Genomic DNA, 14,764 nt, shown 5'->3' on the forward strand with positions numbered 1-14,764 from the left:
GGCCGGCATTGTAGCGCGCTCAATGCATCGGCAAGACCAGTCGCGGCGTGCTCTCCTCGGCCGGGCAGCGGCAGCCGATGCGCTTGCACAGCCGGTCGACACCCAGGATGGAGAGCATGCTGTGCCGGTCGCCGGCCCGGCGCATGCCTTCGACGACGCCGATGGTCAGGGCGTCGCCAGCCGCCGCCATGTGGCTGACCGGCTGGATTTCCTCGCGGGCCACTTCGGGAATTTCGCCCAGTTCATCGACCAGCAGTCCCAGGCAGGTCTTGCCATGCGTACGGACGACGACGATCTGCCGTGCCCGTTCCGGCATCGCGGCGCCCGGCGTCAGGATGCGTTCAAGGTGAAGCACAGAAATCAGGTTGCCGCGGTACATCTTGACGCCGGCGATCAGGTCGCTCTTGCCGCCGAAGACCGGTGTCAGGTCGTCGGTATCGATGGCTTCGATGACATCGCCTGCGGGAATGCCCAGCCATTGCCGGCCGATGTAGAAGGTCGCGATTTCCAGCACGTCGTTGCCGGTGCCGACCCGACGGGCTCGCCCCTGGACGGAGGCTTTGGCCTTCTTCTGTCCGTCTTCCCCGACGCCGGCGATGCTGCCCAGCGGGAAGGCCGATAGCGACAGAATGTCGTCGACCTGGCCATCGCTGGTCTTGTACTCCCGGTAGCCGGCGGATTGGGCGGTACCCAGTGCGTAGTAGCTGCCGTCCAGCGCAACGATGTCGGAATTGCGGCCGCCCCGGCCGAGCTTGCGCTGCATTTCACCGAGGGGAAAGGTGCTGTTTGCCGGATAGCGCACATCGGTGCTGGCCAGGACCTTGCCGTCGCGGTGCACGAACAGTGCAAAGGCGCCGTCAGCCGGGTCGCCGGCAGCATCGCGCGGCAGCGCGTCGTGCAGCATGGCCGAAAATTGCGGTTGGCCGTCAAAGACGATGCCGATGCCACCGACGACCTTGCTGCCGTCCGGAGCACGTACGGCGGCACTGTAGATATAGGTCGGCTGGTTGTCATACAGCGGGCTCGGCACGAATTGCGAAAATACATAGCCCTGCGATGAGCCGATGGCCAGGCAGCGGCCGACCCACTCTTCGCTCAGGCGGGTGCCGCGCAAGCCGTCGCTGTCCGGATTGGAGACGGCGATCACCTGGCCCTGGGCGTTGAACAGGATCAGGTTGCTGTAAACGGTGTACAGGCCGTTGATGTAACGCAGTATCTCGCCACAGCGTACGGCATCTTCCGGGGATACCGGGGCGTGCGCCAGGACGCGCCGAAAGGTGGCATTGAGCGCCCACCAGCGGCAGTCGTTGGCACGTTCATACAGGTTGCGGTCCATGACGTCGATGGCAAAGGCTGCCCGCGAGATGCCATTTTCCAGCAAGGCGGCAACGACGGTTTCGTGCAGATTGCCGATCGACTGCTCGAAAATCGCCTGGGTTTTGCGCCCGGTATTGGAAATCTCCCACAGTAGGGTCTTGGCAAACGCCGCATTGCCCTGGCTGCTGGCTTCGACCTGGCGAACCGAGCCGTTCCATACCGAGCGATTGAGGTCTTCCTGGATGCCTTCGGCTTGCTCCGGAATCATCCGCAGTTCGTCCGAAAACAGCGTCGGGTGATGGGTTACGGCATCCAGTGCCTGGCGGTTGATATGCTGCAACAGGCGGGTTTCGTTGCGTTCGAAGGCGAATTCCAGCGGCGCCAGTGCCAGCCCGAGCCAGCCCGGACCGGGGTAGCCCTGGTAGGCATGGGCGGCGCAGGTAAAGGCCAGGTATTCGCGGCCGGCGAGCCGGATGACCTCGCCGCCGGCCGTCAGCAGTTGCCGGTCCAGCCGGGTGCCGACCGGTAACTGGATGACGGAAGCGCTGGCGACGACCAGCCCGCTCGCATCCAGTGTTGCCAGCAGCGTGAAGTCACCGTCATTGAGCAGGTTGGCGAAGATGCCCTGCATTTCGTCTTCCAGGCGGAAGACCAATGCCAGCACACCAAGACAGCGACCTTCGGCATTTTCAACACGGTAGGCGTAGAGCAGGTGTTTGCCGGGGGGCAGGAAATCCGCCGGGCCAAAGTACTCGACGTAGCAGGCCGAGGTCGAACAGGCTTCGTCGATCAGCGGGTGCCTGCTGGCGCTCGCCGGATGTTCGGTGAGGCGGGCGCGGATGCTGCCGTCGGCGGCAAACAGGACGATGTCCGAATAGACCGTGTATTTGTCGACATATTCGCGAAAACGCGCCTGCAGGGCGTCTGCCGGGGCGTCGCTGGCGAGCAGGAATTCGCGGATGTCGTCGTCGGCGGAGAGGAAACCGATGTCGGCGGTGCGCTCGAACAGGTTGCGCACGAGTATGTCGATACTGGTCTGGGCCTTGGCCCGCAGGTCGGCGACGGCCTTGTGCCGGGTTTCCCGGCCGAGGTGGTTGAGCAGGTCGCCGGTCAGTTGCTGGAAGGCTTCGCGGGTACCGGCCATTTCGGTCGCGGCACCGGTCAACTGGCCGAGCAGGCCGAGGGTGTCCCAGGTGACCTGCAGTTTGCCAAGCACTTCACGGTAATCCTCGACGCCTTGCATGTGGCGGATGATGCCGTTCAGCGTTTCATCGATTTCGATGCCCTTGTAGATCGTCATTGTTTGCCTCCGGTTTCTCGATTTTCGAGCGGTCTGCGCCGTTTTTGTTGAACGGGCTATGGAAGCAATAAATGCGCCGAAATGACGAAACCATGCTGGCAGCGGGTTTTCGCGAAATGCCTGCGTGGCTTGTCGGTTTCTTGACGTATCAAAACCGACAAGCCGGCGACGCGTGCAGCGGCAGCTTACGGGTGCTGGCGATGCCAGTCGGCCAGCGTGCTCACGGCGTCGTCCAGCGTGTGCAGCAGTTCGACACCGGCCATCGCCGGGGTGCGCTGGACGCCGGCGCCGCCGGCCCATAGCGCCATGCTGGCCGGCAACAGCCCGCGCAACTGTTGCAGCAGACCAGGAATCGGACGGGCCGGGAAGGCGACGGAAAACGACAGCGCGACGATGTCGGCCTGGTGAGCAGCGGCGGCACGGGCGATTTCGAGCAGCGGCATCTGCGTGCCGAGTGGGATGCATTCGGCACCTTCGAGGGCAAACAGGGCTTCGACCATCAGCAGGCCGAGCACATGCTGCTCTTCGGGAACGCTGGTCAGGATGATGCGCGGCCGGCGCTTGCCGCCGGGGAGTGCGGCGATGCTCTGGCGCAGCACGCGTTTGGTCAGTTCGGTGAACAGGTGTTCCTCGAAGACTTCAATGTTGCCGCTTTCCCAGGCCTGGCCGACGCGCCAGGTGATCGGTGCGACCGTGTCCTGGACAAAACGCTGCAGGCCCTGGCGGGCGATACGTTGCTGCATGGCCTGGGTGTAGCCGCCGGCGTCGTGCTGGCGAATCAGGTCGAGCAGTTCCTCCAGTTCGCTGGCGTCGTTCGCCGGCGGCAGAACTTCCGCGAGCCGGTTCCGTCTCGGCGCCAGCGCATTGAGTTCCTCGAGCGGTGCCGCAATCAGCTTGCCGGGGCGATGTCCCTGATCCATCAGGCGTTTGATCAGGCGCAGGCGATCGACCTGGTCGGCGCTGTAGACCCGTTCGCCGCAGGCATCGCGTTCCGGCAGGGGGAAGCCGTAGCGGCGTTCCCAGACCCGCAGTACGTCCTTGGACAGGCCGGTATCGCGTTCGACGGCAGCAATGTTGAAATTGGCAGTATTCATTATTTGTCCTGAACAAAAGCTAGACAAAGCGTTGACAAGTGGATCGTTGGTCGCTATCTTACGAACAAGTGCTTTGTTTGTCCAGGACAAATAAGCTAGTTGTCTAGCCTTGGTTATGCATCACCCCTCACCCTGACCTGACGGAGAAAAACATGAACGCCCCTGAAAAGATTTTCCTGCCCGATGTCCAGTCGACCGCAGATCATCGCCTGCTGGCGATCCACAACGTCGGCGTCAAGGGGTTGCGCTACCCGATGCAGTTGCAGGCGGCCGATGGCGAAACGATCTCCACCGTGGCCACGCTGGCAATGAGCGTCGGCTTGCCGGCCGACGTCAAGGGCACGCACATGTCGCGCTTTGTTGAACTGCTCGAAGCCCGGCGCGGTGTGCTGAGCCAGGACGGCCTGTTCCGCATGCTTGAGGAAATGCTGCTGCGTCTCGACGCTTTCAGCGGCCGCATCGAAATGGCATTTCCCTACTTCATCCGCAAGGCCGCGCCGGTGTCCGGTGTCGAAAGCCTGCTTGACTACGATGCAGTGCTGATCATCGACAAGCAGGAAGGGCGCTATCCGACGCTGACCATGCGCGTGACCGCACCGGTGACCAGCCTGTGTCCGTGCTCGAAGAAGATTTCCGATTACGGTGCGCACAACCAGCGTTCGCACATCACGCTCGAAGCCACGCTGCGCTCGTTGATGAGCATCGAAGAACTGGTGCGCATCGCCGAGGAAGAGGCTTCCTGTGAGGTCTTCGGCCTGCTCAAGCGGCCGGACGAAAAGTGGGTGACCGAGCGCGCTTACGACAATCCGAAATTCGTCGAGGATCTGGTGCGCGATATCGCCCTGCGCCTGATGAAGGAAACGCGGATCAAGCACTGGAAGGTGGCTTCGGAAAATTTCGAGTCGATCCACAACCATTCCGCCTACGCCGAACTCTACGGCAGCAACGCCTGAGGCCGGATCATGGACAGGATGGAGCGCAAGCGCATCGCCGTCGTCGGTGCCGGTATTTCCGGGTTGGCCAGTGCCTGGCTGCTGAGCCGTCGCCATGACGTGACGCTGTTCGAGGCCGGGGCTTACCTCGGTGGCCACACGAATACGGTCGACGTCACGCTGGAGGGAAAAACGCATCCGGTCGATACCGGTTTCCTGGTCTTCAACGAAAAGACCTATCCCAACCTGATCGCGATGTTTGCGCTGCTCGGCGTCGAATCGGTCGAAACCGAAATGTCCTTCGCCGTCAGCCTGCAGGATCCGGACCTCGAATGGGCTGGCAGCAATCTGGCCACCGTCTTCGGCCAGAAGCGCAACCTGTTGCGGCCGACGTTCTGGAAGATGCTGTCCGACATCCTGCGCTTCAACCGCGAGAGCAGCGAATGGTTGCTGACGAATCCGGAGCAGGACCGTTCGCTGCGCGATTTTCTTGAAGCGGGCGCTTACTCCACGGCTTTTGCCGACTGGTACCTGCTGCCGATGGCGGCCGCCATCTGGTCGTGTCCGACCGGCCAGATGCGCGACATGCCGCTCGCCACCTTCATCCGCTTCTGCCAGAACCACGGCCTGCTGCAGGTCTTCGACCGGCCGGCATGGCGCACCGTCAAGGGCGGCGGGCGCGAGTACGTGCGCAAGCTGGCCGGGCAACTCGACGACATCCGTCTGGCCTGTCCGGTGACTGCCGTCACCCATGAAGGCAGTGGCCTGCGCGTCACGCATGCGCAGGGCAGCGAATATTTCGACCAGGTCGTGATGGCCTGTCACAGCGATCAGTCGCTGGCCATCCTCGGCCATGCCGCCAGCGATGCGCAGCGCGAAGTGCTGGCGGCGATCCGCTACCAGCCCAACCGCGCCGTGCTGCACACCGATCCGGCGCTGCTGCCGCGCCAGCAGAAGCTGTGGTCGGCGTGGAACTACTTTGCCGGCGAAGGCGACCCCGGCGAGCAGCCGGTCGGCGTCTCCTACCTGATCAACAAGTTGCAGCCGCTGCCTTTTACGACGCCGGTCGTCGTCACGCTGAATCCGGCCCGCGAACCTGATCCGGCCACCGTGCTCGCCGAATTCGATTACGCCCACCCGGTGTTCGACGCCGCAGCGATTGCCGCCCAGCAGCGTCTGGCCGATGTCCAGGGCGAGAACGGCATCTGGCTGGCCGGCGCCTGGGGCAGCTACGGTTTCCACGAGGACGGCCTGAAATCGGCGCTGCGGGTCGCCAACGGACTCGGTGTCCAGGCGCCGTGGCAGGGCGTGGCCGAACTGCTGCGCGAAACGGAAACGGCGTGAGCAAATGAGCGCCCGCCCGCAACTCTTCCTCGGCCATGTCATGCACCGGCGCCTGCGGCCGGCGGTGAATGCCTTCGTCTATCCGGTGTTCTACGTGCAATTGCCGGTGCGCGACCTAGCGGCCGGAAATTGCGGCATTTTTGCGGTCGACCGCAAAAATCTGCTGAGTTTTCGCACGGCCGACCACGGTCCGCGCGACGGCAGCCCGCTGTTGCCGTGGATCACCGGCATCCTGCGCGAGCATGGCCTGCCCGACGACGGCGAGATCATGCTGCAGACCTTCCCGCGCGTGCTTGGCTACGTCTTCAATCCGGTCAGCTTCTGGTTCTGCCATGACCGGGCGGGCGCGCTGATCGCCGTGCTGGCCGAGGTCAACAACACCTTTGGTGGCCATCACAGCTACCTGCTGCACGATGGCGGCCGGGCCCTGCCGGAAGGGGGCGAGATCCACGCCGGCAAGGCTTTTCACGTGTCACCGTTCTGCACCGTCGACGGCGCGTATCGCTTCCGTTTCCGCCAGGCTCACGCCGTGCACTTGGCGCGCATCGACTACGACGATGCACAGGGTGAGTTGTTGCTCACTTCCATTTCCGGAAAGGCGCAGGCGTGGACCGCAGGAAACCTGCTGCGCGCCTTCCTGCGCATGCCTTTACTCACGCTGGGCGTGATCGCCCGCATTCACTGGCAGGCCCTGCGGCTCTGGATGAAGGGCGTGCCCTTCATCGGCGCCCGCCCGCCGCAGGTTCTACAGGAGACGACAAAATGACCCAGGCAATGACCCTGCGCGGTGGCACGACGCTGGCCCGCGACACCCGAACCGTCTTCGGCATGCTCGAAGGCTTGCACGATGGCCTGCTGGAAATCCGTCTGCCCGATGGCGACTGCGCCCTGTTCGGCAACGGCGAGCACGGCGTCACGCTGCAGGTGCACGACGAGGCGATGTTCGGCCGGGTGCTGGCGCGTGGCGACATCGGGCTGGCTGAAGCCTACCTCGACGGCCAGTGGGATGCGCCGGACGTGACGGCGCTGCTGCTCCTGCTGGCGCGCAATCGTCCGGCGCTGAAGCAGGCGGTGTATGGCTCCTGGGCCAACCTGGTCGCTGCCCGCATCCGCCACTGGCTGAACCGCAACAGTCGTGCCGGCAGCAAGCGCAACATCATGGCCCACTACGATCTGGGCAACGATTTCTATCGCCTGTGGCTGGATCGCTCGATGAGCTATTCGTCGGCGCTGTACCGGAGCGGTGAAGATGACAGCCTGGAGACAGCGCAGCAGGCCAAGTACCGGCGCATCCTCGACCGCCTGCAGGCGGCGCCCGGCCAGCAGGTGCTGGAAATCGGCTGCGGCTGGGGTGGCTTCGCCCGGATGGCTGCTGCCGACGGCCTGGCGCTGACCGGCCTGACGTTGTCGCCGGCACAGCTGGCGTGGGCGCAAAACAGTGCGCCGGCGGCCGATTTGCGCCTGCAGGACTACCGCGACCTGAACGAAAGCTTCGACCATGTGGTGTCGATCGAGATGTTCGAGGCCGTCGGCGAGCGCTGGTGGCCGACCTATTTCGCCAGCGTGGCGAAAGCCCTGCGCCCGGGCGGCAAAGCGGTGATCCAGAGCATCACCATCGCCGACGACCTGTTCGCCGATTACCGCAAGGGTACCGATTTCATCCAGCAGTACATTTTCCCGGGCGGCATGCTGCCGTCGCGCCAGGCTTTCCGGGTGGCGGCGCAAAAAGCCGGGCTGGCCGTCACCGACGAATTCGCCTTCGGTCACGATTACGCGCGCACGCTGGCCGAATGGCGCGCCGCCTTCGAGCGCAACTGGCCGCAGATCGCCGGGCAGGGCTTCGACGATAGCTTCCGTCGCTTGTGGCGTCTCTATCTCTGTTATTGCGAGGCCGGTTTCCTGGCCGGCAATATCGATGTCGTCCAGTTCGAGCTGGCGCATGCACCGGCGTAGCCTGCTGCTGGCGCTGCTCGGCTGGCCGTTGCTGGCCCGTGCCGGCAGCGCGCCGCCGTTATACGGACTGCGCCGCCGCGGTTCCGGCAGTTTCCGCCGCTTTGGCTTCCTGGTTTACGAAGCCACGTTGTGGTCCGGCGATGAATCGACAAAGCAGCCGGGGCCGCCGCTGGCGCTGCGCCTCGATTACCGGCGCAGCATCAGCGGACGCGACATCGCCGAGGCCAGCGTCCGGGAAATGACCCGCTTCGTTGCCGATGCCGCCCGGCTCGACGCCTGGGGCGATCAGATGGCGCGGATCTTCCCGGATGTGCGCGATGGCGATCACCTGCTCGGCGTGTGGCGTCCGGACGGTGCGTATTTCTATCAGGGCGACCGGCTGATCGGCAGCATCCGCGATGCCGAATTCGCCCGGGCCTTCTTCGCCATCTGGCTCGATCCGCGCAGCAGCGCGCCCGGCCTGCGCGCAGCCTTGCTCGAGGCGGTCTGAGGCGCCGGGCGCCCCGCCATGAAACCGACGCCAACCTTCGCTTACGGCCTGCTTGGCCTGCCGCTGGCATTTGCCGCGCTGCCGATCTACGTGCATGTGCCGAACTACTATGCGCTGGTCACCGGCATGGATCTGGCGCTGCTCGGGTTCATCCTGCTCGGCGCCCGGCTGGCCGATGCCGGCATCGATCCGTGGCTGGGCTGGCTGGCCGACCGCGTGCCGCGCCGGCCGATGCTGGCAGTGGCGCTGCTGCCCTTCGTGCTGGGTTTCGTCATGCTGCTCAATCCGCCGGCCGGCCCGGCGGCACCGTGGTTGCTCGCGTCCTTGCTGCTGACCTACCTCGGCTTCTCCGCAGCGACCGTGGCGTATCAGGCCTGGGGCGCCGATGTCGGCGGCGATTCTGCCTTGCGTACCCGGCTGACTGCGTCCCGCGAAGGCTTCGGCCTGCTCGGCGTGGTCCTCGCCGCCGCGTTGCCGACGGTGCTTGCCGGCAACCTGCAGGACGGCATTGCCCGTCTTTCCTGGCTGCTGCCGCCAATCGTGCTGCTTGCCGCCGTTGTCGCATTTTCGCGGGTTGGGGCCGGTCGACCGCAAGTGGTCGAGGTGCTGGCCTTGCGCCCGGCCATGCGCGGGGTGCTGGGTGATCCGGCGTTTCGCCGCCTGCTACTGGTGTTCATGTGCAACGGCATCGCTTCGGCCTTGCCGGCGACGCTGTTCCTGTTCTTTGTTGCCGATGTGCTGCAGCGCGAAGCGGCCAGCGGCGCCTTGCTGGCGATCTATTTCCTCGCCGGGGCGGCGTCCCTGCCGCTGTGGCTGAAGCTGGCGACACGCCTGGGGCGGCCGCTGGCCTGGCTGGCGGCGATGGGGTTGGCGATGCTGGCCTTCGCCGGCGCCGGTCTGCTCGGGCCGGATCAACTGGTGGCGTTCGCGCTGATCTGCGTCGCCTCCGGGCTGGCGCTCGGCGCCGACCTGGCGCTGCCGGCGGCAATCGCCGCCGATCTGGGCGAGCGACGCGGACAGGTCGGTGCCTGTTTCGGCGTCTGGAATCTTGTCGCCAAACTGAATCTGGCGCTGGCGGCCGGGCTGGCCTTGCCGCTGATCGGCCTGTTCGGCTACGTGCCGGGCAGCGGTGCCGGCCTGCCGGCGCTGGTCTTCGCCTACGCCCTGTTACCGCTGGCCTTCAAGGCCATCGCCGCCGCGCTGCTGTGGCGCTGGCGGCATTCACTGGAGATCGAATCATGAAACTGCTGGCTGTCGCTGCGTTGTCGCTGGGTCTGGGGGCGTGTGCCGCGCCGGGTGTCGAACAATACCGGGCGGAACAGCCGGTGTTGAAACTGGAACAGTATCTTTCCGGTCAACTCGACGCCTGGGGCATTTTTCAGGGGCGCTCGGGCGAGGTGAAGAAGCGCTTTCACGTCCGCATCGACGCCCGTTGGCAGGACGGCACCGGCGTTCTCGACGAGCATTTCACCTGGTCCGACGGAACGACTTCGCGGCGCGTGTGGACGCTGGTGCGTCAGCCCGACGGGCGTTATCTCGGCACTGCCGACGATGTGATCGGCGAGGCGATCGGCGAAGTTGCCGGCAACGCCTTGCGCTGGCGCTATGTGCTGGCGTTGCCGGTGGATGGCAAGGTATACAACGTCGATTTCGACGACTGGATGTTCCTGATGGACGACAAGGTCATGCTCAACCGCTCCTACATGTCGAAATGGGGTGTCAATCTCGGCGAGGTCACGCTGACCTTCGTCAAGCGCTGAGACGGCGATGGCGCTGAATCCGAAAATCACCGACTGGCAGGGCCGGCGCGTCTGGCTGGTCGGAGCCTCGGCGGGCATCGGGGCGGCGCTGGCGCAGGCGCTGGCCGCTCGCGGCGCCCGTCTTGTCCTTTCGGCGCGCAGTGCCGACAAGCTGGCGGAACTGGGCTTGCCCGGGGCGCTGCTGCTGCCGTGCGATGCCACCGACAGCACCAGCCTGGGCGAGGCACTGGCCGCCCAGGTCGGTCACTGGGGCGGGCCCGACCTGGTCATCTACCTGGCCGGCGACTATGTGCCGATGAGCGCTGACGATTTTTCCATCGCGGTGGCCGAGCGGCTTTTTGCGGTCAACTTCCTTGGCGCGGCAAAAATGACCGGTGTCGTGCTGCCCGCCTTGCGTGCCGGCGGCGGCATCGCCTTCGTTGCCAGCGTCGCCGGTTATCGCGGTCTGCCGAAGGCGCTGGCCTACGGGCCGGGCAAGGCGGCGCTGATCCATTTTGCCGAATGCCTGCACCTCGATCTGGCGCCGCGCGGCATCGGCGTCTGGGTGATCAATCCCGGCTTCGTCGCCACCCGGCTGACCGCCCGCAACGATTTTGCCATGCCGGCGCTGATGACCGCAGAAGCGGCGGCGTCGGCCACGCTTGATGGCCTGGCCAGCGGCCGCTTCGAGATTCATTACCCGAAACGCTTCACCCGCGTGCTGAAGTTCCTTTCCCTGCTGCCCGACAGCTGGTATTTCCCGCTCGTCCGGCGCTTTACCGGAGGCTGACATGAAACATGCTGCCCTGATCGATTTTTACCAGACGCTGACGCCAGAATCGGTCGCCCGCTTCGCCGAGTTCTATAGTGCCGACGCCTGGTTCAAGGACCCGTTCAACGATGTGCGCGGCCTGCCGGCCATCGAGCGCATCTTTCGCCACATGTTCACGCAGGTTGGCGAGCCGCGTTTCGTCGTCACCGAAACGGTTGCCGACGATGGCGGCGCGGTGCTGGTCTGGGAGTTCTGCTATCGGGTCAGTCTGTGGGGGCGGGGCGAAACCCAGGTCATGCGCGGCGTCTCGCACCTGAGGTTCGATGCCGCCGGCAAGGTCTGTCAGCACCGCGATTACTGGGACACCGGCGAGGAGCTGTACATGAAGCTGCCGGTGCTGGGCGGCTTGTGGCGCGGCTTGCGGCGGCTGCTGGCGGCCTGATCAGGGCGCCGTCAGCGCGGCTTCGGCGGTGACGATCTTGACGTGCGGGAACGGAATCTCGATGCCCCGACGCTCGAACGCGGTTTTGGCCCGGCGCAGGTATTCGCGGCGCACGCCCCACTGTTCGCCGGGGGCGACGCGGAAGCGGCCGCGGATGACCACCGACGATGCCGCCCACTGGTCGACGCCGGCAATTTCCAGCGCGTCGAGGATTTTCGGGCCGAAGTTTTCGTCACGGCGCAGTTCGTCGCCAACCTCTTGCATCACCGCCACCACTTCATCGACATCCGCGCCATAGGCCACGCCCAGGTCGATGACGGCGCAGGCGTGGCCCAGGCTCATGTTGGTGACCACGGTGATCTGGCCGTTGGGCACGTAATGGACATTGCCGGCGTAGTCGCGCAGGCGCAGGTAACGCAAGGTCAGTTCCTCGACGGCACCGGTCTTGCCGCCGGCCTCGATGACGTCGCCGAGGCGGATCTGGTTTTCCAGCAGCAGGAAGAAGCCGGTGAAGTAATCCTTGACCAGGCTCTGCGCGCCAAAGCCGACGGCGATGCCGGCAACACCGGCGGCTCCGAGCAGCGGCGCCACTGAAATGCCGACTTCACCGAGGATCAGCAGCACGGTGACCACCGACAGCACGACGGTCAGCGCGTAACGCAGCACGCGCGACAGCGTGCGCACCCGCTGGGCGCCTTCCAGGCTTTCCTGGCGGCTGGCGATCAATTCGCGGAAGCGCGGGGTGATGCGCTGGATCAGGTGCTGCAGGAAAAGTGCGAGGCTGATGATGACGACGATGCGCAGCGGTGTGGCGAACTGGCTGGCCAGCATCTGCAGGGATTCCGGGTCGGCTGGGAACATGATTTTCTCTCGGGTGCCATCGGCTTCAGATGCGGCCGATTTATTTGGTTTTAAATCGAATTTGCTTGTTAAAAACTCGTGTTTTTATAAATCATATTTGAAATCAACATATTGGATTGTTACAATGCTTGACGCGGCGAAAATTTAACATTGTTTTTCAATGTAATTTGTTCGTGTTGTGCTGATCCGGCACGGCGGTTTTGGTTATTTGATGTCCTGTGGTTTCGCCGCTCCGGGGGGCGTCCGGGAGTGACACGATGTTATTGGCAACAGATCTCGACGGGACTTTTCTCGGTGGTTCGGCAGAGCAGCGCCAGGCCCTCTATCAACTGATTTCCGGCAGCCAGGACATCCAGCTGGTGTTCGTCACCGGGCGCGGGCTGGAGGCGGTGATGCCGCTGCTGTCCGACCCGATGGTGCCGACGCCCGACTACATCATTTGCGATGTTGGCGGGACGGTTGTCGAGGGCGGCTCGTTGCAGCCGGTGCAGCCCCTGCAGGCCGGAATCGATTTGCGCTGGCCGGGCGAGCGCACGGTTGCCGATGCGATGGCGCAATTTCCCGAGCTGGAGCGCCAGGAAGTTCCGCAGCAGCGACGCTGTTCCTACTTCTGCCACCAGGATGCAGTGACGCCCGAGTTGATCGAGGTGGCTCGCGCGCTCGATTGCGAGGTCATGTACTCGGCCAGCCGTTATCTCGATCTGCTGCCGGCCGGGGTGAACAAGGGCAGCACGCTGAAGGCGCTGGTCGAACATCTGGGCGTGCCGCACGCGCAGGTGCTGGTGGCAGGCGACACGTTGAACGACCTGGCGATGTACGAAGCCGGTTTTCAGGGCGTCTGTGTCGGCGAATCCGAGCCGGCGCTGCTGGCGGCGACACAGGCGCTGCCCAATGCATTCCACGCGAGCGATCCCGGTTGCGGTGGCATCCTGCAGGCGATCGTCCATTATTCCCTGTTGCGGCCGGGCTATCTCGACGCGGCAACGGTCAGCGCCGAGCGCGGCCGGGCCGAACTGGTGATGGTCTATCATCGCCTGCCCTACGAGGAACACCGGATCAACGGGCGCATCGTGCAACGGCGGCCGAAATCGCCGAACGGCATCATCCCGACGCTGCTTTCGTTTTTTGCCGCCGGTCAGCGCGGTTCCTGGGTTGCCTGGAGCATCCACGACGAGGCGCTCGACCCGCCTTTCGAAGTGCACACCACGGTCGATGCCAAGGCCTATCCCGGCCTGCTCGCCGCCCGCGTCGCCTTGTCCAAGGAGGAGGTCGACGTCTTCTACAAGCGTTTTTCCAAGGAAGCCTTCTGGCCGACGCTGCATACCTTCTGGGAGCGGGCGGTGTTCCGCGAGGAAGACTGGGCGGTATTTGTTGCGGTCAACCGCAAGTTTGCCGAAAGAACCGCCGCCGAGGCTGCCGAAGGGGCGACCGTCTGGCTGCACGACTACAACCTGTGGATGGTACCGGCGGCGCTGCGCGAGTTGCGCCCGGACCTGAAGATCGCCTTCTTCCACCACACCTATTTCCCGTCGGCCGACGCCTTCAACGTCCTGCCCTGGCGCCGCGAAATTGTCGGCAGTCTGCTGCAATGCGACTACATCGGTTTCCATATTCCCCGTCAGGCGGAGAATTTCGTCGATGTCGCCGCCGGCGTCGCCTCGCTGCAGATACTCGAACGCCGGGCCTGCGCGCCGCGCTACCTGACTTACGGTTGTGCTGTCGGCCTGGAGACGATGACCACGCGGATCGAGGTGCATGGCCGGCAGATCGGTCTCGGCGCGCATCCGGTCGGGCTCGATCTCGGCCGCATCCGGCAGTCGCTGCAGCATGCAAAAACGCCGGGGCGGCGGGCGGCGATCCGTAACGAGTTCGCCGGCAAGCGTCTGGTGCTGTCGGTCGAACGGCTCGACTACACCAAGGGCACGCTGGAAAAGATCCGTGCTTTCGGTGATCTGCTCGAACGCTATCCGCAGATGCGCGGCAAGGTATCGCTGGTCGTCGTCTGCGTCCCGGCGGCCAAGGAAATGACCATCTACGACGAACTACAGGTGCAGATCGAACAGGCTGTCGGCCGGGTCAACGGCCAGTACGCTGAAGTCGGCTGGTCGCCGATCCGTTTCTTTTTCCGGCCGCTGCCCTTCGAGGAAGTGGTCGCCTGGTACGCGGAAGCCGACGTGATGTGGATCACGCCGCTGCGCGACGGGCTCAATCTGGTGTGCAAGGAATACGTGGCGACGCAGGGCCAGACCGACGGGCGCGGCGTGCTGGTGCTGTCGGAATTTGCCGGCGCGGCTGCCGAACTGCACGGCGCGCTGCTGACCAATCCGCACGATCCGGCCGACCTGCGCGAGCGCCTGCGCCAGGCCATCGAGATGGACCCGGTCGAACGCGATTCGCGCCTGCGCGGCCTGAACGAAATCGTCTGTCACAACGATATCGAGTGCTGGGGGCGGGAGTTTCTCGATGCTGTAGCCGCAGTGGGGGCTTCATCCTGAGGTTCGGTCCGCGGGCTGTCATCTG

13 protein-coding genes are annotated in these 14,764 nt (G+C 64.7%); 10 read left to right on the forward strand and 3 right to left on the reverse strand.

Annotated features, from left to right (window positions below; translation table 11 throughout):
* Positions 1 to 19: 19 nt before the first annotated feature.
* Together BJN45_RS03050 and BJN45_RS03055 are read right to left on the reverse strand one after the other, a co-directional pair.
* Positions 20 to 2,617, reverse strand: a complete 2,598-nt coding sequence (locus BJN45_RS03050; protein ID WP_076091911.1) for a chemotaxis protein CheW — start codon at positions 2,615 to 2,617, stop codon at positions 20 to 22.
* A 185-nt stretch (positions 2,618 to 2,802) separates the two neighbouring features.
* Entirely contained in the window at positions 2,803 to 3,711 is a 909-nt protein-coding gene (locus tag BJN45_RS03055; protein WP_076091913.1) for a MerR family transcriptional regulator, read from the reverse strand.
* Positions 3,712 to 3,863: 152 nt separating this feature from the next.
* On the opposite strand from BJN45_RS03055, the gene folE2 reads away from it, so the two are divergent.
* From folE2 to BJN45_RS03100, 9 genes are read left to right on the forward strand one after another with little or no spacing between them, the layout of a single operon-like run.
* Positions 3,864 to 4,664 (forward strand): GTP cyclohydrolase FolE2, encoded by an 801-nt coding sequence (gene folE2, locus BJN45_RS03060; RefSeq protein WP_076091915.1) that lies wholly within the window; start codon positions 3,864 to 3,866, stop codon positions 4,662 to 4,664.
* A gap of 9 nt (positions 4,665 to 4,673) precedes the next feature.
* Complete coding sequence (locus tag BJN45_RS03065; RefSeq protein WP_076091917.1) at positions 4,674 to 5,987, forward strand: NAD(P)/FAD-dependent oxidoreductase; 1,314 nt, start codon at positions 4,674 to 4,676, stop codon at positions 5,985 to 5,987.
* A 4-nt stretch (positions 5,988 to 5,991) separates the two neighbouring features.
* Positions 5,992 to 6,753, forward strand: coding sequence for a DUF1365 domain-containing protein (locus BJN45_RS03070; protein ID WP_076091919.1), 762 nt, complete (start codon positions 5,992 to 5,994; stop codon positions 6,751 to 6,753).
* Positions 6,750 to 7,940, forward strand: coding sequence for an SAM-dependent methyltransferase (locus tag BJN45_RS03075; RefSeq protein ID WP_076091921.1), 1,191 nt, complete (start codon positions 6,750 to 6,752; stop codon positions 7,938 to 7,940). The genes BJN45_RS03070 and BJN45_RS03075 overlap by 4 nt, the downstream gene beginning before the upstream one ends.
* Positions 7,927 to 8,430 (forward strand): chalcone isomerase family protein, encoded by a 504-nt coding sequence (locus tag BJN45_RS03080; RefSeq protein WP_076091923.1) that lies wholly within the window; start codon positions 7,927 to 7,929, stop codon positions 8,428 to 8,430. Before BJN45_RS03075 ends, BJN45_RS03080 begins: the two co-directional genes overlap by 14 nt.
* Before the next feature lie 18 nt (positions 8,431 to 8,448).
* The gene (locus BJN45_RS03085; protein ID WP_076091925.1) at positions 8,449 to 9,672 is read left to right on the forward strand and encodes an MFS transporter; all 1,224 of its coding nucleotides are present in this window, start codon (positions 8,449 to 8,451) and stop codon (positions 9,670 to 9,672) included.
* Positions 9,669 to 10,190: a DUF3833 domain-containing protein gene (locus tag BJN45_RS03090; RefSeq protein WP_076091927.1), complete on the forward strand. Its 522-nt coding sequence runs from the start codon at positions 9,669 to 9,671 to the stop codon at positions 10,188 to 10,190. The genes BJN45_RS03085 and BJN45_RS03090 overlap by 4 nt, the downstream gene beginning before the upstream one ends.
* 7 nt (positions 10,191 to 10,197) lie before the next feature.
* Positions 10,198 to 10,959, forward strand: a complete 762-nt coding sequence (locus tag BJN45_RS03095) for an SDR family NAD(P)-dependent oxidoreductase (RefSeq protein ID WP_076091929.1) — start codon at positions 10,198 to 10,200, stop codon at positions 10,957 to 10,959.
* Position 10,960: 1 nt separating this feature from the next.
* Positions 10,961 to 11,383: a nuclear transport factor 2 family protein gene (locus BJN45_RS03100; protein ID WP_076091931.1), complete on the forward strand. Its 423-nt coding sequence runs from the start codon at positions 10,961 to 10,963 to the stop codon at positions 11,381 to 11,383.
* Here the strand turns inward: BJN45_RS03100 and BJN45_RS03105 are convergent, their stop codons facing one another.
* Complete coding sequence (locus BJN45_RS03105; RefSeq protein WP_076091933.1) at positions 11,384 to 12,244, reverse strand: mechanosensitive ion channel family protein; 861 nt, start codon at positions 12,242 to 12,244, stop codon at positions 11,384 to 11,386.
* 257 nt (positions 12,245 to 12,501) lie between these two features.
* Between BJN45_RS03105 and ggpS the strand changes: the two genes are divergently transcribed.
* On the forward strand, positions 12,502 to 14,739 hold the full coding sequence (ggpS, locus tag BJN45_RS03110; protein ID WP_076091935.1) for a glucosylglycerol-phosphate synthase: 2,238 nt from the start codon (positions 12,502 to 12,504) through the stop codon (positions 14,737 to 14,739).
* Positions 14,740 to 14,764: the final 25 nt, after the last annotated feature.

Source organism: Azonexus hydrophilus, assembly GCF_001956855.1.
Lineage (GTDB): Bacteria > Pseudomonadota > Gammaproteobacteria > Burkholderiales > Rhodocyclaceae > Azonexus > Azonexus hydrophilus_A.

Excerpts from the sequence above, each read along its gene's own strand:
- BJN45_RS03050 (WP_076091911.1), bottom strand. The coding sequence starts at position 2,617 with ATGACGATCTACAAGGGCATCGAAATCGATGAAACGCTGAACGGCATC.
- BJN45_RS03055 (WP_076091913.1), bottom strand. The coding sequence starts at position 3,711 with ATGAATACTGCCAATTTCAACATTGCTGCCGTCGAACGCGATACCGGC.
- folE2 (WP_076091915.1), top strand. The coding sequence starts at position 3,864 with ATGAACGCCCCTGAAAAGATTTTCCTGCCCGATGTCCAGTCGACCGCA.
- BJN45_RS03065 (WP_076091917.1), top strand. The coding sequence starts at position 4,674 with ATGGACAGGATGGAGCGCAAGCGCATCGCCGTCGTCGGTGCCGGTATT.
- BJN45_RS03070 (WP_076091919.1), top strand. The coding sequence starts at position 5,992 with ATGAGCGCCCGCCCGCAACTCTTCCTCGGCCATGTCATGCACCGGCGC.
- BJN45_RS03075 (WP_076091921.1), top strand. The coding sequence starts at position 6,750 with ATGACCCAGGCAATGACCCTGCGCGGTGGCACGACGCTGGCCCGCGAC.
- BJN45_RS03080 (WP_076091923.1), top strand. The coding sequence starts at position 7,927 with ATGCACCGGCGTAGCCTGCTGCTGGCGCTGCTCGGCTGGCCGTTGCTG.
- BJN45_RS03085 (WP_076091925.1), top strand. The coding sequence starts at position 8,449 with ATGAAACCGACGCCAACCTTCGCTTACGGCCTGCTTGGCCTGCCGCTG.
- BJN45_RS03090 (WP_076091927.1), top strand. The coding sequence starts at position 9,669 with ATGAAACTGCTGGCTGTCGCTGCGTTGTCGCTGGGTCTGGGGGCGTGT.
- BJN45_RS03095 (WP_076091929.1), top strand. The coding sequence starts at position 10,198 with ATGGCGCTGAATCCGAAAATCACCGACTGGCAGGGCCGGCGCGTCTGG.
- BJN45_RS03100 (WP_076091931.1), top strand. The coding sequence starts at position 10,961 with ATGAAACATGCTGCCCTGATCGATTTTTACCAGACGCTGACGCCAGAA.
- BJN45_RS03105 (WP_076091933.1), bottom strand. The coding sequence starts at position 12,244 with ATGTTCCCAGCCGACCCGGAATCCCTGCAGATGCTGGCCAGCCAGTTC.
- ggpS (WP_076091935.1), top strand. The coding sequence starts at position 12,502 with ATGTTATTGGCAACAGATCTCGACGGGACTTTTCTCGGTGGTTCGGCA.